Source organism: Streptococcus acidominimus, assembly GCF_001921825.1.
Classification (GTDB): domain Bacteria; phylum Bacillota; class Bacilli; order Lactobacillales; family Streptococcaceae; genus Streptococcus; species Streptococcus acidominimus.
In genome coordinates this window covers 1-17,452 of record NZ_MSJL01000011.1, presented here as the reverse complement: position 1 = coordinate 17,452, position 17,452 = coordinate 1, and the positions used below count along the sequence as shown (strand labels likewise).

At 44.0% G+C, this 17,452-nt stretch carries 17 protein-coding genes; 12 read left to right on the top strand and 5 right to left on the bottom strand.

Annotated features, from left to right (window positions below; genetic code table 11):
- Positions 1-175: 175 nt before the first annotated feature.
- The 9 genes from BU200_RS03545 to ftsY all read left to right on the top strand — a co-directional run bounded on the left by BU200_RS03545 (position 176) and on the right by ftsY (position 11,311).
- Positions 176-1,063 carry a branched-chain amino acid ABC transporter permease gene (locus BU200_RS03545; RefSeq protein ID WP_075098855.1) on the top strand — a complete coding sequence of 296 codons (888 nt, stop codon included), beginning with the start codon at positions 176-178 and terminating at the stop codon, positions 1,061-1,063.
- A 2-nt stretch (positions 1,064-1,065) separates the two neighbouring features.
- Entirely contained in the window at positions 1,066-2,016 is a 951-nt protein-coding gene (locus tag BU200_RS03540; RefSeq protein ID WP_075098854.1) for a branched-chain amino acid ABC transporter permease, read from the top strand.
- The gene (locus BU200_RS03535; protein WP_075098853.1) at positions 2,016-2,780 is read left to right on the top strand and encodes an ABC transporter ATP-binding protein; all 765 of its coding nucleotides are present in this window, start codon (positions 2,016-2,018) and stop codon (positions 2,778-2,780) included. The genes BU200_RS03540 and BU200_RS03535 overlap by 1 nt, the downstream gene beginning before the upstream one ends.
- Entirely contained in the window at positions 2,780-3,490 is a 711-nt protein-coding gene (locus BU200_RS03530) for an ABC transporter ATP-binding protein (RefSeq protein WP_075098852.1), read from the top strand. The genes BU200_RS03535 and BU200_RS03530 overlap by 1 nt, the downstream gene beginning before the upstream one ends.
- 652 nt (positions 3,491-4,142) lie before the next feature.
- Positions 4,143-4,829, top strand: a complete 687-nt coding sequence (rnc, locus tag BU200_RS03525; protein ID WP_075098851.1) for a ribonuclease III — start codon at positions 4,143-4,145, stop codon at positions 4,827-4,829.
- A 1-nt stretch (position 4,830) separates the two neighbouring features.
- Positions 4,831-8,364 carry a chromosome segregation protein SMC gene (gene smc, locus BU200_RS03520; protein ID WP_075098850.1) on the top strand — a complete coding sequence of 1,178 codons (3,534 nt, stop codon included), beginning with the start codon at positions 4,831-4,833 and terminating at the stop codon, positions 8,362-8,364.
- Between the two features lie 8 nt (positions 8,365-8,372).
- A complete protein-coding gene (locus BU200_RS03515; protein ID WP_083609349.1) occupies positions 8,373-9,182 on the top strand; it encodes a Cof-type HAD-IIB family hydrolase in 810 nt (269 codons plus the stop codon).
- Complete coding sequence (locus tag BU200_RS03510) at positions 9,172-9,981, top strand: Cof-type HAD-IIB family hydrolase (RefSeq protein ID WP_075098849.1); 810 nt, start codon at positions 9,172-9,174, stop codon at positions 9,979-9,981. Before BU200_RS03515 ends, BU200_RS03510 begins: the two co-directional genes overlap by 11 nt.
- Position 9,982: 1 nt before the next feature.
- A complete protein-coding gene (gene ftsY / locus BU200_RS03505; protein ID WP_075098848.1) occupies positions 9,983-11,311 on the top strand; it encodes a signal recognition particle-docking protein FtsY in 1,329 nt (442 codons plus the stop codon).
- Between the two features lie 422 nt (positions 11,312-11,733).
- Here the strand turns inward: ftsY and BU200_RS03500 are convergent, their stop codons facing one another.
- The 5 genes from BU200_RS03500 to BU200_RS11220 all read right to left on the bottom strand — a co-directional run bounded on the left by BU200_RS03500 (position 11,734) and on the right by BU200_RS11220 (position 16,125).
- The gene (locus BU200_RS03500) at positions 11,734-12,411 is read right to left on the bottom strand and encodes a DNA alkylation repair protein (protein ID WP_075098847.1); all 678 of its coding nucleotides are present in this window, start codon (positions 12,409-12,411) and stop codon (positions 11,734-11,736) included.
- A gap of 264 nt (positions 12,412-12,675) precedes the next feature.
- Positions 12,676-14,160 carry a glucose-6-phosphate dehydrogenase gene (gene zwf, locus BU200_RS03495; RefSeq protein ID WP_075098846.1) on the bottom strand — a complete coding sequence of 495 codons (1,485 nt, stop codon included), beginning with the start codon at positions 14,158-14,160 and terminating at the stop codon, positions 12,676-12,678.
- Between the two features lie 95 nt (positions 14,161-14,255).
- Complete coding sequence (locus BU200_RS03490; protein ID WP_075098845.1) at positions 14,256-15,071, bottom strand: TIGR03943 family putative permease subunit; 816 nt, start codon at positions 15,069-15,071, stop codon at positions 14,256-14,258.
- A gap of 1 nt (position 15,072) precedes the next feature.
- Complete coding sequence (locus BU200_RS03485) at positions 15,073-15,975, bottom strand: permease (RefSeq protein ID WP_075098844.1); 903 nt, start codon at positions 15,973-15,975, stop codon at positions 15,073-15,075.
- A 9-nt stretch (positions 15,976-15,984) separates the two neighbouring features.
- Entirely contained in the window at positions 15,985-16,125 is a 141-nt protein-coding gene (locus tag BU200_RS11220) for an SPJ_0845 family protein (protein ID WP_167740113.1), read from the bottom strand.
- 184 nt (positions 16,126-16,309) lie between these two features.
- On the opposite strand from BU200_RS11220, the gene BU200_RS11670 reads away from it, so the two are divergent.
- The 3 genes from BU200_RS11670 to BU200_RS03470 all read left to right on the top strand — a co-directional run bounded on the left by BU200_RS11670 (position 16,310) and on the right by BU200_RS03470 (position 17,098).
- Positions 16,310-16,435, top strand: coding sequence for a hypothetical protein (locus tag BU200_RS11670; protein WP_280523042.1), 126 nt, complete (start codon positions 16,310-16,312; stop codon positions 16,433-16,435).
- 81 nt (positions 16,436-16,516) lie between these two features.
- Positions 16,517-16,915 (top strand): DUF1310 family protein, encoded by a 399-nt coding sequence (locus BU200_RS03475; RefSeq protein WP_075098842.1) that lies wholly within the window; start codon positions 16,517-16,519, stop codon positions 16,913-16,915.
- Positions 16,916-17,098, top strand: a complete 183-nt coding sequence (locus BU200_RS03470; protein WP_075098841.1) for a hypothetical protein — start codon at positions 16,916-16,918, stop codon at positions 17,096-17,098.
- Positions 17,099-17,452: the final 354 nt, after the last annotated feature.

The window sequence follows — 17,452 nt, the reverse complement described above, 5'->3', positions numbered from 1 at the left end:
GCTCCCTTGAAATGAGGAAGAAACAGTTGAGAAAAGTTACACTTTTTTATCCATCACTTGTCTAGTTATCAGCTATTTCTGCTATCTTTCAGATAGTGGAAGTTCGTCTAGTTTTGATTTTCGTTAAGTATTCGGAAATAGCTTAACGAAATTTTTTAGAAAGTTTGGTGAATGCATGCTTCAACAGCTCGTCAATGGTTTGATTTTGGGTTCCGTTTATGCCTTGTTGGCCTTAGGTTATACAATGGTTTACGGAATCATCAAACTGATTAACTTTGCCCACGGGGATCTCTACATGATGGGAGCCTTTATGGGATACTATTTTTTAAATCGATTAACCTTTATTTCAGACGGTGGTCTTCGCCTCTTTGTGACCTTGATATTAACCATGATTGGGACAGCGATTTTAGGGGTTGTCATTGAATTTTTGGCCTATCGCCCTCTACGAAATTCAACCCGGATCGCAGCCTTGATTACGGCGATCGGTGTCTCTTTCTTTCTTGAGTACACTATGGTGTATTTCTTTACGGCAGATGTAAAACCCTTTCCTCAAGTCTTAGATGTAGCAAAATTTACTTTTGGTCCTGTGACAGTTGACAGTATTCAATTGATTATCCTAGGTGTTTCTCTCTTTCTGATGGTTGCTTTGCAGCTGATCGTTAAGAAGACTAAAATGGGGAAAGCCATGCGTGCCGTATCTGTTGATAGTGATGCCGCTCAACTCATGGGAATCAATGTGAATCGTACCATCAGCTTCACCTTTGCCCTTGGATCAGCCTTGGCGGGTGCAGCAGGTGTCTTACTGGGCTTGTATTACAATCAAATCGAACCACTTATGGGAATGACTCCGGGACTTAAAGCCTTTGTTGCAGCAGTTTTGGGCGGAATTGGGATTATTCCCGGTGCTGCGCTCGGTGGTTTTGTTATCGGGGTTATTGAAACCTTCACCTATGTGGTTGAGGTTGATCCTTTCCGTGATGCGATTGTCTATATTGTCCTGATTATCATTCTATTGGTAAGACCAAGTGGTATTCTCGGTAAAAATGTGAAAGAGAAGGTGTAGTCATGGCAAGAAATCTAAAAGTAAATGCAATCTGGCTCTTGGTCTTATTGGCAGGCTTTGGTCTGCTTCAAGGACTCGTTGCAGCTGGTATCTTGAATTTCTACTATATCCAGATTGTTCAGCAAATCGGTATTAACATTATCATGGCTGTCGGTCTCAACTTGATTGTCGGTTTTTCAGGTCAATTTTCACTCGGTCATGCAGGTTTTATGGCGATCGGTGCCTATTCTGTCGGTATACTTGGGAAAATGATGCCAAGCTATGCTGGATTTGCGATTTCACTCCTCGTTGGAATGCTCCTTGCCGGTGCGGTCGCCCTCCTAGTCGGTCTTCCAACCCTACGTTTAAAAGGAGATTATCTAGCGATTGCGACACTCGGTGTGGCGGAGATTATCCGTATCTTCATCATTAACGGTGGCACATTCACCAACGGTGCAGCAGGTATTATGGGTATCCCCCTCTTTACTAACTGGCAATTGGTCTATGTTTTTGTAGTAATTACAACGATTTTCACTGTCAATTTCCTCCGCAGTCCGATGGGACGGATGGTGATTTCTGTCCGTGAAGACGAAATTGCAGCAGAGTCTGTGGGAGTAAATCCAACCAAAATGAAAGTGATTGCCTTCGTCTTTGGTGCCATGACAGCAGCTATCGCCGGTGGACTTCATGCAGGATATGTGGGTACCATTGTGCCAAAAGACTTTGCCTTTATGACCTCTGTCAATATCCTCATTATCATTGTCTTGGGTGGTCTAGGATCTATTACGGGAACCTTTGTGGCAGCGATTGTTCTTGGGATGTTAAATGTCTACCTCAAGAGCTATGCCAGTGTCAGCATGATTATCTACTCACTTGCTCTTATCCTGCTTATGATTTTCCGTCCAGGTGGCCTTTTAGGAACCAAGGAGCTATCCTTTGCTCGATTCTTTAAGAAGAAGGAGGACATGAACTAATGGCACTTCTTGATGTAAAAAAATTAACCAAACATTTTGGTGGTCTGACTGCCGTTGGTGATGTGACCATGGAGTTGCACGAGGGCGAATTGGTCGGTTTGATCGGACCAAATGGTGCGGGAAAGACAACCCTCTTCAATCTTTTGACAGGTGTCTATGAGCCAAGCGAGGGAACGATTACCCTAGCAGGAACTCCCTTGAACGGGAAAAGCCCATCTCACATTGCCTCTCTAGGCTTGGGGCGTACTTTCCAAAATATTCGTTTGTTTAAAGATATGACCGTTTTGGAAAATGTTTTGATCGGCTTGAGTAACCATGGAAAGCAGCATGTCTTTGCCAGTTTTTTCCGATTGCCAGCCTTCTACAAGAATGAAGATGCTCTGCGTGAAAAAGCCATGAAGCTCTTGAAAATCTTTGATTTAGAAAAGGACGCAGATACTCTGGCTAAAAATCTTCCCTACGGTCAACAGCGCCGTTTGGAAATTGTCCGTGCCTTAGCAACAGAGCCAAAGATTCTCTTTCTTGATGAGCCAGCTGCTGGTATGAACCCGCAAGAAACGGCTGAATTGACCCAATTGATCCGAAAAATCAAAGAGGAATTTAATAGTACGATCATGTTGATCGAGCACGATATGAGTTTGGTTATGGAAGTAACCGAGCGGATCTACGTCTTGGAATACGGTCGCCTCATCGCACATGGGACACCGGAAGAAATCAAGACCAACAAACGCGTTATTGAAGCGTATCTTGGAGGTGATGCCTAATGTCAATGTTAAAAGTAGAAGACTTATCCGTCCATTATGGTGTTATCGAAGCGGTGAAACATGTATCCTTTGAAGTCAATGAGGGAGAAGTGGTCACCCTGATTGGTGCCAACGGTGCAGGAAAAACCTCTATTCTGCGGACGATTTCAGGCTTGGTAAGACCGTCTTCTGGAAAGATTAGTTTCTTAGGAAATGAAATTCAACGTGTCCCTGCCCGGAAAATTGTAGCAGACGGTTTGTCTCAAGTACCAGAAGGGCGCCATGTCTTTGCAGGTTTGACCGTTATGGAAAACTTGGAGATGGGGGCATTCTTACGCAATAACCGTGAAGAAAATCAGATGAATTTGAAAAAGATTTTTGCCCGTTTCCCGCGTTTGGAAGAGCGTAAAAATCAAGATGCAGCAACCCTTTCAGGCGGTGAGCAACAGATGCTTGCTATGGGGCGTGCGCTCATGAGCCAGCCCAAATTGTTGCTCCTTGATGAACCATCTATGGGCTTGGCACCTATCTTCATTCAAGAAATTTTCGATATTATTCAAGATATTCAAAAGCAAGGAACAACCGTTCTCCTGATTGAACAAAATGCCAACAAGGCTCTTGCGATCGCGGATCGAGGTTACGTCCTTGAAACAGGTAAAATCGTCCTCTCAGGAACAGGAAAAGAACTCCTCGCTTCAGAAGAAGTCAAAAAAGCATATCTAGGTGGTTAAAAAGGTCCAGTGGACCTTTTTAAGTTGGAAATAGAGATTTGCGTTAGCAAATCCTCATTGCAGATGTCCAGTGGACCTTTTTAAGTTGTTGCGTCAGCCAATCCGCGCTGCAAGTTGTCCAGTGTAGCTTTTTAAGTTGGAAATAGAGCATTGCGTTAGCCAATCCACACCGCTAGCCTTCCAGTGCTCGTTTTAAGTTGGAAATGAAAAACCGCTGGCATGCGGTTTTCATGTTTTCAGGAATATTTTTTGAAAATCGGAAATATAGCCGTTTAGTTTATTTTTAGTACTAGGCAACGAGTCGCAGGTAGTACTGGGGTACAGCAAGACGAGTTAACGAAGTAATAAAAATATAAACTAAATGACTATAAAATGAGTGTAGTCTTCCCAAACTCCTTATACCTTAGGAAACAGGGTAAAAACCCCCACTGGAGTTTTTCACTCATCAAGATACGAGGGAGTCTAGCCTAAAACTTGGCAAAATAACCTAGTCTCTGTGTAGAAAGTGGAATTTGTCAAAGCCCATTCACTCAATGATTAAAAAAGCTAGGCTGTATTCAAGGGCTAAAAGTAGGCTGATTCACTCCCTTTGTTTTGCTGAAAATAGCTGGGAATATGGTATAATGAAAGGGACAGACAAAAAGGAGTAGCTATGCAAGGATTACAGAAAAAATTAGCGACGGAGTTTGGGATTGATTTTTCAGATCTGACCTTACTTGAGACGGCTTTTACCCATACCTCTTATGCCAATGAGCATCGCCTTCTAAAAATTTCACACAATGAACGTTTGGAATTTTTAGGAGACGCTGTTCTGCAATTGATTATCTCGCGTTATTTATATCAGAACTATCCTTATTTTCCAGAAGGGGAGATGTCCAAGAGGCGCTCAATGTTTGTGCGGGAGGAGAGTTTGGCAGGTTTTACAAGAGCTTGTGGCTTTGATGCCTTTCTTCGTCTCGGCAAGGGGGAGGAAAAGTCGGGCGGACGCAACCGCGATACGATTCTCGGGGATTTATTTGAGGCTTTTTTAGGTGCTCTCCTGCTGGATAAAGGAGTGGAGGCAGTCGAACGTTTCCTCTACCAAGTCATGATCCCTCAGCTTGAAGTTGGGAATTTTGAGCGTGTGACAGATTATAAGACCTATTTACAGGAATTATTGCAGGTGAACGGTGAGGTCATCATCCAATACCAAGTTGTATCAGAAAATGGACCAGCCCACGATAAAGTATTTGAAGTCGAAGTATTGGTCAATGGTCAAGCTATTGGGAGAGGTCAAGGGCGCTCCAAAAAGCAGGCTGAACAGGATGCTGCCAAGAACGCAGTGGAGGTAAGAGGATAGTATGTATCTCAAATCAATTGAAATGCAAGGCTTTAAGTCCTTTGCAGATAAGACAAAGGTTGTCTTTGACCGTGGGGTGACGGCAGTTGTTGGTCCAAATGGTTCGGGCAAGTCCAATATTACAGAAAGCCTTCGGTGGGCGTTAGGGGAATCTTCTGCCAAAAGTCTTCGTGGTGGCAAGATGCCAGACGTGATTTTTGCAGGGACGGAAAGCCGCAAGGCGCTCAATTATGCTTCTGTGGTTGTCACCTTGGATAATAGCACGGGTTTTATCGCTGGTCGTCAGAAAGAAATCAAGGTAGAGCGCCATATCTACCGCTCAGGGGACAGCGAGTATCTGATTGACGGACAGAAAGTACGTTTGCGGGATATTCATGATTTGTTCATGGACACAGGGCTGGGGCGAGATTCGTTTTCGATTATTTCGCAAGGTCGGGTTGAGGCAATCTTTAATTCAAAGCCAGAAGAACGCCGGGCGATTTTTGAAGAGGCAGCAGGTGTCCTCAAATACAAGACCCGTAAAAAGGAAACAGAGAGTAAGCTGTCACAGGCTCAAGACAATCTAGATCGCTTGGAAGATATTATCTATGAATTGGATAATCAAGTCAAACCGTTAGAAAAGCAAGCCCAAGTCGCTAAAAATTATTTGGCATTAGACGAGGAACGAAAAGAGCTCTATCTGAATGTCCTTGTGGCGCAGATTGATAAGGGACGTCAGGTGCTTGGTCAGAAAGAAACTGATTTAGATCAGGTCAAGGCAGATTTAGCCCATTATTATGAGCAGCGTGATCGGCTAGAGCTTGAAAATCAAGGCTTGAAACAGAAACGCCAGCAATTGAATCTTCAGTTAGAGCATGAACGGGCGGTTCTGTTGGATGTGACCAAACTGATGAGCGATCTGGAGCGCAAGATAGAAGTCCATCAATTGGAGTTCAGTCAGAATGAAACCAGCCGCCAAGAGGCGCAGGCTAGGTTGGTCGATTTAGAAGAAAAAGGGGCGAAAACCAAGGAAAGACGAGCTGAAAAGATAGTTCGCCTAACTGCCCTGCAGGAAGAGCTCTCAAAAATCAAGGCTGCGATAGCAGAAAAAGAAGAGGAATTAGACTATTTTTCAGAAGACCCAGATCAGGTGCTGGATCATTTGAGGGAACAGTATGTCAAATTGCTACAAGATGAGGCAGAAGTATCAAATAGCCTTGCCAAGGTAGAGCAAGATATTGCCAATCAGCACCGTTTAACAGAAAGTAAATCAGAAGAATTAGTCCGCCTCCAATCGGACATTCAAAGCAGTCAAGAGGAATTAGACCAGCTAAAGGTAAGCCTGACAGAGGCAGAAGATCGGCTGCAAGAACTCCTACAAGCCTATCAGGACAAGCAGCAACTCTTGCTTAGTCTGGACAAGGAGTATCAAGCGAACCAGTCCAAGATGTTTGATCTCTTAGATCAATTAAAGACAAAAAAGGCACGTCAAGCTAGTTTAGAAGCGATTTTACAAAATCACTCCAACTTCTATGCAGGTGTTAAGGCTGTCTTACAACAGGCTGATCGAATCGGTGGAATCGTAGGAGCTGTCAGTGCGAATCTGACCTTTGACATAGAGTATCAGACGGCTCTTGAAATTGCTCTTGGTGGGGCTAGTCAGCACGTGATTGTCGAAGATGAAGCCACAGCAAAAGCAGCGATTGCCTTTCTAAAGCAGCAGCGTCAGGGACGCGCAACCTTTTTACCGCTGACCACGATCAAGCCGCGTTATTTAGCAGGTCATCTCTTGAGCCAATTACAGTCCATGACAGGATTTTTAGGCTTGGCGAGTGACTTGGTAACCTTCGATACTCGTTTAGAATCTATTTTCAAAAATGTACTAGGAACAGTGGCTATTTTTGATACCGTAGAGCATGCCAATCAGGCAGCACGCGCAACCAAGTTTCAGGTACGGCTGGTCACTCTTGATGGGACGGAAATTCGTCCCGGTGGTGCCTTTGCAGGAGGAAGCAACCGCACCAATCATACAACCTTTGTGAAGCCAGAGTTGGATGTGCTGGCAGCAGAAATCACGCATTTAAGCAAGGAATTGCAGGCACAAGAACAGCTCGTCAGTGCTAAAAAAGAAGAGGTGGAAGTCCTTCGTCAGTCCTTAGAGAAGATCAAAGAAGCTGGCGAGGAGGCGCGTCTGCTGGAGCAACGCATTCGTTTTTCCTATGAACAGTTGGCGACCAAACTTGAGGAATTACAGGTCTTGTATGATCTTCAAGCAGGTCAGGCTGGCAACAATATTCTTGCTGACTTGCAGGCATTAGCAAGCCAGTATCAAGCACAGTTGGTGGACTTTACCGAGAAAAAGCGGAAGTTGACCAATCAGATTGAGGAGATGAAGACCAACCGCTATGCCATTCAAGAGCAAGTGCAGGCCTTGCAAGAAACCCTTTCAAATCTGAAGGTTACCCAAAGCCAGTTGGCTAGCGAGTTGCGCTTTGAGCAGAACGATAGTGAGCGTCTGCAAGAAGAAGAGGCAAGCATTGTGCATGAAATTGAGCTTTTGCAGGCTGTCATTGACCAGAAAGTAGAAGCGCAAGATGATACTAGCTTAGAGATCCTGAATGAGCAGCTACTAGCTGCTAAAAATAAGCAGGCGGAAACCAATCAGCTTCTCGTTCGTCTCAAGTTAGAACTAGAGGATATTGAGGGGCAGTTGGAAGACATTCAGTCACGCTTGGAGCAAATGCGCGCGAAAAATGATGAATGGATCCGGAAGCAGGCAAAACTTGAAGCAGATGTTGAACAAGAAGCAGACCGCTTGAAGACCCTACTTGCGAATCTGACGGAACAGTATAAAATGAGTTTTGAAGAGGCGCAGTCTAAGGCTACTGTCCTAGAGGATTTAGCTCGGGCAGAGCAGACCTTAAAAGAATTGGAACGTGCCATTCGGGCTTTGGGTCCTGTCAATTTAGAAGCGATCGCCCAGTATGAAGAAGTTCATCAACGCTTGACCTTCCTAAATGAACAGCGCAAGGATATCTTGTCAGCTCGCGATCTCTTGCTTGATACCATTCATGAGATGGATGATGAGGTCAAAGAGCGCTTTAAACAGACCTTTGAAGCCATTCGTGAGAGCTTTAAGCGCACCTTTAAGCAGATGTTTGGCGGAGGTTCAGCAGATTTACTCTTGACCAGTTCAGATATTCTGACAGCAGGGGTAGAGATTTCGGTTCAGCCACCTGGAAAGAAAATTCAGTCCTTGAACTTGATGTCTGGTGGAGAAAAAGCCTTGTCAGCCCTTGCCCTCCTCTTTTCGATTATCCGTGTCAAGACCATTCCATTTGTCATCTTGGACGAGGTAGAGGCAGCGCTTGATGAAGCTAATGTCAAACGTTTTGGTGACTACCTCAACCGATTTGACCAGTCCAGCCAATTTATCGTGGTGACCCACCGGAAGGGGACAATGGCAGCAGCTGACGCCATGTATGGGGTAACCATGCAAGAATCAGGCGTGTCAAAGATTGTCTCTGTGAAGTTGAAAGATATAGAAAGTGAGTAAGTAGGCAGATGATTCAGAAGATAATTGCCTCTGATATGGATGGTACTTTCCTCAGGGAAGACCATCAGTTCGATCGAGAACGTTTCCGTCGGCTATTGGATCGGTTTCAAGAAAAAGGGTATCTATTTGTAGCAGCAAGTGGGCGGTCTTTATTGAGCTTGCAAGCTGTATTTCAAGGCTTTGAAGACGAGGTAGCTTTCATTGCGGAAAACGGCTCTGTGGTTTCCTATAAGGGAGAGATTATCTTTGAAGATCAGCCGATTGACCCCAAGGTCTACATGGACATTGTTCATAGACTAGAAGACAGTCCCTACGGAAGCAGTAGCTTTCTTGTCTTATCTGGGAGACAGGGTGCCTATTTATTAACCAGTGCGGAGCAATCCTACATTGATATGATTTCGCAGTTCTATCTGAAAACCTATCTAGTATCAGATTTTTCGGAGATCACAGAAGATATTGTTAAGATTGTCGCCACCTTCCCAGATGGAACATTGGAAGCTGGTCAAGACTGGCTCAATAAGCATTTTGACAGTGTGACAGCCGTTACGACTGGCTTTGAATCAGTAGATATTATCTTGTCAGACAGCCACAAGGCAGTAGGGTTACACCATCTGTGCCAGCATTTTGGAGTAACGGCACAAGAGGTTGTTGCCTTTGGTGACAATCAAAACGACTTGGAAATGCTTGATTTTGCAGGGCTTTCCCTTGCGACCAGCAATGCTAAACCAGAAGTGAAACAGGTAGCAGATACAGTCATTGGTCACTGTAATGATGAAGCTGTTTTGACCTATATGGAGGACATGTTAAATGACAATTAAACTAATTGCCCTTGATTTAGATGGAACTCTGCTAACATCAGACAAGCAGATTTCAGCAGAAAATAAAAAGGCTCTGCAAGCAGCACGAGCTAAGGGAGTGCACATAGTCTTAACGACTGGACGTCCCCTAAAGGCGATCGAGCCTTTCCTAGAAGAACTTGATCTTCTAGGAGAGGGGAATTATTCCATTACCTTTAACGGTGGCTTGGTACAGGAAAATACAGGGCGCGTGCTGGATAAGATAGGCTTTGGCTTGGAGGAGGCGCGACGTATTCGAGCCGTCACGCAAGCCTTAGATTTGCCTCTCGCCTTATTGGTTGGTGGGACAGTTTATACCCTACCTTCTGAACAGAAATCCCTCTATGCTGTCTTGAGCCCCTTGCTAGAGGCGGTGGATATCAGTGATGCTGATCTGCAAGACATCACCTATAACAAAGCAGTGACCGCTATTGATGCCACCTATTTGGATGAGCGAATCCCTCAAATCCCCCAAGAGCTACATGAGCAGTTTGAAATTTTCAAATCGCGGGATATTCTATTGGAATGGAGCCCTAAGGGCGTACATAAAGCAAATGGTCTTACCAAGCTGATCCAGCACTTGGGCATTGAACGATCAGAAGTGATGGCATGTGGTGATGAAGAAAATGATTTGAGCATGGTGGAGTGGGCTGGCCTAGGGGTAGCGATGGCAAATGCTAGTGCAAAATTAAAGGAAGTTGCAGAGGTAGTAGTGCCATTGACCAATGATGAGCATGGAGTTGCCTGGGCGATTGAACAATATATAGTAAGTGAGGAATAGGATGGGGCTATTTGATCGATTATTTGGACGGAAAGAAAAACCAAAAGCACCAGTTCTTGAAGAAGAGCATGAAGAAAAAGGTGCCAAAGAGCAAGTTGATGTAGCAGAGGAGGTAGCGATTGATCCAGCGCAGGCTCATCATCTGCGACAAGAGAGCCAAGACTTGGCAGAACTTGCACAAGAAGCTGGGACAGAAGAAAGCGCAGGAGAACAAGCAACTGCCGAACCAGCAGAGGAAGTTGCGGACGTAGAGGAGCAGCAAGGGCTGGATCGTGTGACAGAATATCCTGCAACCGGGGAAGCGGCTAGTCATGTGGTAGCAGCAAGAGAGCAAGAGAGCCGTCCAGCTATGCCAATCAACCATGAGCAAGTGGAAGAAGGGCTATCCTCTCAGCCAGTAGCGGAAAGTGAGGAGGAAAAATACCAACGAACCTTGAAGAAAACGCGGACAGGTTTTGGTGCCAAACTCAATGAATTTTTTGCTAATTTCCGCTCGGTGGATGAGGACTTCTTTGAAGAATTAGAAGAACTGCTGATTACGAGTGATGTAGGGGTGCAAGTCGCTTCACATTTGACCGAGGAGCTTCGCTATGAAGCCCGCTTGGAAAATGCTAAGAAGCCAGAAGCCTTGCGCCGTTTGATTATCGAAAAGTTGGTTGAAATTTACGAAAAAGACGGTCAATTCAGCGAACAGATTGCCTTTCAAGATGGCTTAACCGTCATGCTCTTTGTGGGCGTTAATGGTGTTGGAAAGACAACTTCTATCGGCAAATTGGCCTATCGTTACAAGCAGGCGGGCAAGAAAGTCATGCTGGTTGCAGCAGATACTTTCCGCGCGGGTGCCGTAGCCCAGCTGGTGGAATGGGGGCGCCGTGTTGATGTCCCTGTCGTGACAGGACCAGAGAAATCAGATCCGGCTAGTGTCGTCTTTGACGGTATGGAAAAAGCTATGGCAGAACAGGTGGACATTCTGATGATTGATACGGCTGGTCGCTTGCAAAATAAGGATAACCTCATGGCAGAGCTGGAAAAAATCGGACGGATTATCCAGCGTAGTCTGCCAGATGCACCGCATGAGACCCTGTTAGCACTGGATGCCTCAACGGGTCAGAATGCCCTTGTTCAGGCCAAGGAATTTTCAAAAATCACACCATTGACGGGTCTGGTATTGACCAAACTTGATGGTACTGCTCGTGGAGGTGTCGTACTTGCGATTCGTCAGGAATTGGATATTCCTGTGAAGCTCATCGGATTTGGAGAGAAGATTGACGACATTGGTGAATTTCATTCGGAATCCTTTATGAGAGGATTGTTAGAGGGCTTGGTATAGTCGAGTGATACTGGAATAGGGCAAGGCGAAGTGACGAGGTTCAACCTTTCTTCAAATGACGGTATAAAGCAAAAAAAGTCAAATCCAATATAGAAAAAGCGAACAAGTTGTATTTTCTGTGATTCAGAATCTATGCTTGTTCGCTTTTTCCTTTGATATGCTCATGTATAGAATTGTTCATTCAAAATTTCTTAAATGAAAATCTTTTTGTTCTGGATTCTTTGCTTAATCGCTTGGGAAGATGGATATGTTGTATAGTCGTTTTGTACTAGCTCGAACGGTCTGGGGAGAGGCTTGCTTGAGGTAGGAAATGAAGAAACTGAATTGTTGGTCAAAAGATAAACGAAATGACTGTACAAATCAAAATCGATTCGCCAGTGATAGAGCTTGAGGATTGGCAATCTTTTGCCTGTCATTGAGCATTATTTCCTCCTTTTCAGGAGCGCGTTAATCCAGTCGGGAGCATAGGCTGATGTGCAACCTTTAGGGACTTTCATATCAGCGTAGACACCTAAGGCACGACCAAGGGCTAGTCCTTGGTCTAGATAGTCAAGATAGGCGACAGCGATTTCAACTAGGCATTGGTTCATGGTCCATTGGACAGCTGGGGGAGCTGTTTGGAGCTGGTTTTCAATTGTTGAAAGTGTAGTTTCAATTTCTTCAGGACTAGCTGCCTTACTGGCGAAATACTTTCCTCGTAGTGACCAGCCTAGGCGCTGAAATAGTGGGCGATCTGATTGTAGGAGTTCTTCTTCCCATCTTCTGCTGTCTGACCGCTTGCTTAGAATAAGGCTAGTGAACTTATCTAGGACATTTTGTGAGACGGTTTCGTCTAGGCAGGTTTGGATAGTTTCTTCTGAAAGTTGATTTGGTTTGTTTTTAGCAATTTGAATGGCCAAGTATTGAGCTTCTAGGACCCTGCTGTTCCATAAGGGGGACACGAGGTCAAGCTGTTTAGCATAGGGTTTAGCGATACGGGAAATCGCACCCATGGGAACGCCATAGTAGGGTTGTGTTTCTTGTATTTTTTCATAGCGCTTGAGGGTACCAGCATGGCTAGCATTTTCAAGTTCTGTCAAGATAGATTGAATCAGTGTCATCAGTTCTCCTAAACTAATACTCAAAAATAATCAGGTGACGAAGCCCTAGTCTGAACGCCATTACATCAAGATACGAGGGCGTTAGAAAAGCGACTGAAAATGAGGAATCTTGACGAGTGAAAAACTCTAGTGGAGATGTTCAGCTAGTCCTTAAAACTATCAATTACATAAGACGCTTGACAAGGCATCCCTTGATGTTTAAAGTCTATAAAAAGAGGGAATCGAAGAAGAATAGTGCTTTTCTTGACTCCCTTTCTTGTGTGATTAGAGTAATCCGCGTTCGCGATACCAGACATCTGGTGTCCAGATCCATCTGCTACCATAGCTTTCTAATAAATCGAATGCGGCTTGTGGTCCCATGCTTCCTGCGGGGTAGTAGTGAAGCGGTACTTGATTTTCCTGCCAGATACGAACTACTTGGTCGATAAACTGCCAGCTCGCTTTTACTTCTTCCCAGTGGCTAAAGTTGGTCGAATCTCCATGCAAGACATCATAGAAGAGCTTTTCGTATGCCTCTGGCGAATTGCCGAGAGCAGTGGCGTTGTGGCGGAAGTTGAGCTTGGCTGGTGTGAGTGCAAAGTGCGATCCGACCTCTTTTCCATTGATGGTAAGGGAGAAACCTTCAGTCGGCTGGATGTAAATGGTCAGGACATTCTTTTCAGCATGTTGACCGAAGATGTCTTGTGCATGCTTAAAGACAATGGTAATGCGGGTTCCTTTCTCCGTCAAGCGTTTACCCGTCCGGAAGAAGAACGGCACATCACGAAAAGCATCGGTATCGACAAAGAATACCCCACTTGCAAAGGTTTCTGTTTGCGAATTTTCTGCGATATTAGGCTCTTCCAGATAGCCTACATAGTCTTTTCCATCAATGTGTCCTGCCGTATACTGCCCCCTGATGAAATGACGCTTGATTTCTTCTTCTGTTTGCTGTTTCAGATGTTGGAAGACCTTGATTTTTTCAGTACGTACATCTTTCTCGCTAAAGCTAGCAGGCTTATCCATGGCGAGAAGGGAGAGAACTTGCAGGGCATGATTTTGAATCATGTCTTTCAAGGCACCCGAGTGGTCGTAGTAGCCCCCACGATCTTCGACACCGATTGATTCTGCGAAGTTGATTTGGACAGATTCAATGTAGTCACGATTCCAGATATGCTCGAAAATGATATTGGCAAAGCGCACAGCAAAGATATTTTGCACCATCTCCTTGCCGAGGTAATGATCGATACGGTAAATTTGCTCTTCCTCAAAGGTTTCTGCTAGTTCTTGATTGAGCTTTTCTGCTGTTTCAAGGCTTGTTCCGAATGGTTTTTCGATAATGAGGCGCTCAAAGCCTTGCCCGTCAACAATGTTTTCAGATTTCAAATGCTTGGCAATGGTTCCAAAAAATTCAGGTGCCATGGAGAGGAAGAAGACCTTGTTGTGCTTGGTTTCGTATGTTGCCCCCAATTCGTCTTGGAGTTGTTTTAAAGCTGTGTAATGCTCGGTGTCATTGACATCATGGCTTTGGTAGTAAAAATGGCTGGCAAATTCATGCGCCTGACGTGTGTTGTCTGGTAGATCGCCGAGCGATTCAATCACAACTTGTTCGAAGTATTCCTTGGTCCAAGGACGGCGTGCTGTCCCAATCACGGCAAAGTGCTTTCCGATATGTCCAGCTCGATACAAGCGAAAAAGTGAGGGATAGAGTTTGCGCTTGGCAAGATCCCCACTCGCTCCAAAAATAGTAAATAATACATGTGATGACATAGATACATTCCAATCTGTAAATTTATTATTAGTATATCATAAATTGTCTGAAAATTCACCTGATTTTCCAGAAAGGAAGAGGCTATTTTTCCTAGCTAGAAGACACGGTAAACATAGGGATTTTTCGGTTGCTCAACCTTGGTGTAGTCGGTCAATTCCAGCGTTGGGAGAGCCTGCTGGAGAGAACTATGATAGGATAGTTTGATGCGCCCCTTGGCTGACACCCAGGTATTGTCTGGAAAATTGCTAGCTTGTCCCGTTGAAAGCAGTCCGTAGACACCAGAATCGGCGATACAGTGGATAATCCCAAAGCGGAAGAGAAATTGCTGGTTGGTATTGTTAGGGTCGTTGTAGACAAAGCCCACCATTTCAATGTTTTTTCCGACAAATTCATTGGGATAATCATAGATGGCTTCCATGACTTCCATGTAGTTTTCGCTGGTTACTTGGATGGTTTCCTGAGCGATATACCGTTCAGCGACCTTGCGCATTTCGCTTTGATAGCTTGCTTTTGTAAAATAGGCAGAAGTGTCTGGCTTCAGGTATTGGACAGAGGTGCCTTCTTGTTCCTGAATGGCAGTATCTGTTCCTGCCGCAAGTGGGAAATGATAGCCCTTGGCTGCAACAGTCGTTGAATCAAGATGTACCGTTGGAAAGCCCCAAGCCACAATCAAGGGAATGAAGAGGAGGCCGATACTACTTAATTTGGCTATTTTACTTGATAGATGATTGTGGGTCTCCAACTGCTTCACCCAGATATAGAGTTGAACCAATGCCAGTACAAAGGTCAGTACCATAGAGAGATAGGCGAGGTAGGAATAGTGGAGATTGATGTATTGGTCGAGTTTTCCCGAGACGTAGAGATAGAGGGTCATCTCAAAATAACCCGCTAAGATTAAGAAACGAATCATACTAGAGACCTCCTAGTGTAAGGCAATAGAGAATGATGACACCAGAGATAATCCCGATAAATTGTAGGATAAAGCCTGTTTTAAAGGAATGGTTCATCATGATGAGATTTTTAATATCAATCATTGGCCCAATCACGAGAAAGGCGATAATGGGTGCAAAATCAAAGGTTGTCAGCAAGGAGGCTCCGATAAAGGCATCTGCTTCCGAGCACAGTGACAACAAAAAGGCAAGCAGCATCATCAAAAGGATTGCTGTAAATGGATTATGACCGATCCGGGTCAGAATGCTGGTCGGAATATAGACCTGAACGAGGCTGGCAAATAGGCAGCCAAAGACCAAATAGCGACCAGTATCAAAAAATTCATCGATACTTTGTACCAAGGCCTGCCCCACTTTTTTCCACCCCTGTAAATGGGAAAAATGATGTGTGTGTAGCGGAACGGCATCTTCTTTTAGAATGGAACCCGTCTGGATAAATCCTAGAAAGACTCCTAGGACAAGAGCGACTAGGATAGATCCTAGTGCGCGGTAGAATGCGAATTTGACAGAATTACCAAAGGCGGTAAAGGTCGCAAAAAGGACGATAGGATTGATGACAGGGGCAGTTGCGAGAAAGGGAATGGCTGTATAAGTCGGTACTTTTTTCTCCAGCAGTCGGTTGACAATTGGCACAATGCCACATTCGCAAGACGGAAAGATAAAGCCGATAAAGGTTCCGAACAAGATGCGCAGCCATCGATTCTTAGGCAGAGCCTTATGGACACGGTCGGCTGTGACATAGACCTCGATAAAGCCCGAGATTAAGGAACCGATTAGCACAAAGGGCAGGGCTTCGATCATAATAGAAAGAAAAATCGCTCCTGCTTGTAAGACAGAAGCTGGTAAGTTTTGTAATCCCAACATGGCGTAGCCCTACTTTTGTGAGCTTTCTTTCTCAGGACTTGCTTTTTTGACCGCAGGGTCAGGAAATTCAACTTTATCGACTGCATCAAAAGAGGCAAATTCTTCCAACATTTTCTCTAAATCATCCTTGCGTTTATATGTGACAGCCATGCGACACCTCCAGAGCGTATTTATTCCTTATACTCGCCAATAATCAAGCTAACCGTCCCTCTCACTCTCAATTCCTAGTTGTGAAAGTAGTTGACTTTGATGTTCATAGAGTATGTTTAATACCTCCATTATACTCTTTCTTCTGAAAAAAAGCAGAAATCAGACATGTGTAGCAAGAGAAATATTGCAGAACAGTCGTCTAAAAGGAATTGCTCCAGAGGATGAAGTTCTCCGTGTTTCCGAGAAGCAATTTAACAGCATGCAGGCAATGGCAGTCGCACTTGTTGATGATGTGGTAAGTCTATCATAAAAAATACTTTTTTTTATTGTTGGTGAATGTTTTTGCACAGAAAATAGTGTATAATAGTTATAAAAGAAAGGAGAGGTTTAGATGAAAAATTGGCAGAAATGGCTCCTTGGTCTGATTGCAAGTGTAACGGTCATGATTGGAATAGGAGTATTAGAACAGATGAATAAACAGGAACAATTAAAACAAGAAATGATTAAGGTGGTAGAAAGTGAAGAGGCAAAAACTATTTTTGAAAAGAAGATAAAGCGGTTGGATACAGAAGCTTTAACAAAAAATGGTATTATTCAATCCTATGAAGTTGATTATGAGTCTATTAAGCATAATCTGATGGGAGGAATTATCGTCAAACTAATTGTGAATGACAATACAGACTACACAATAACTATATTTTTAGGCAAAAAAATGTCTGATGGAAAGTTGCATAATGAGGGAGGTTCCTACTCAAATCAATTGGCAGATTTACTACAAGGAGAAAATTAAATGAATGAGATATACTCTGATCATCAAAATATGTTTATTTCTCAGCAGGAATATAATAATGATCTTAGTATCGGAGAGCCTGTAACAATAGGGGAAGACGCTGAGGAAATTACTATCGGCTATGTTTCAGAAATTGAGGACATAGCTTCCGGTTTTCAAGCCTATGTCGTGGTAGAAGCGTAAAGAAATTGCTCAAGATGATGAAGTTCTCTGCGTTTCTGATAGCCAATCTAACGGCATGCAGGCAATGGTAGTCGCACTTGTTGATGATGTGGTAAGTCTATCATAAAAAATATTGCTTTTTTATTGTTAGTGAATGCTTTTCCACAGAAAATGGTGTATAATAGTTGTAAAAAGAAAGGAGAGGTTTAGATGAAAAGTTGGCAGAAATGGCTCCTCGGTTTTATTTTTGGGCACCTCTAAAAACTTCAAGTAGTTGTTAAGTAAGCCCTATTTGTAAGCATTAATTCCAGTAAGCTTCGCTTTCGAAGCTTACTTTTTGCTTATTTTCCTATTTTTGGGCGCACTAAGCCCATG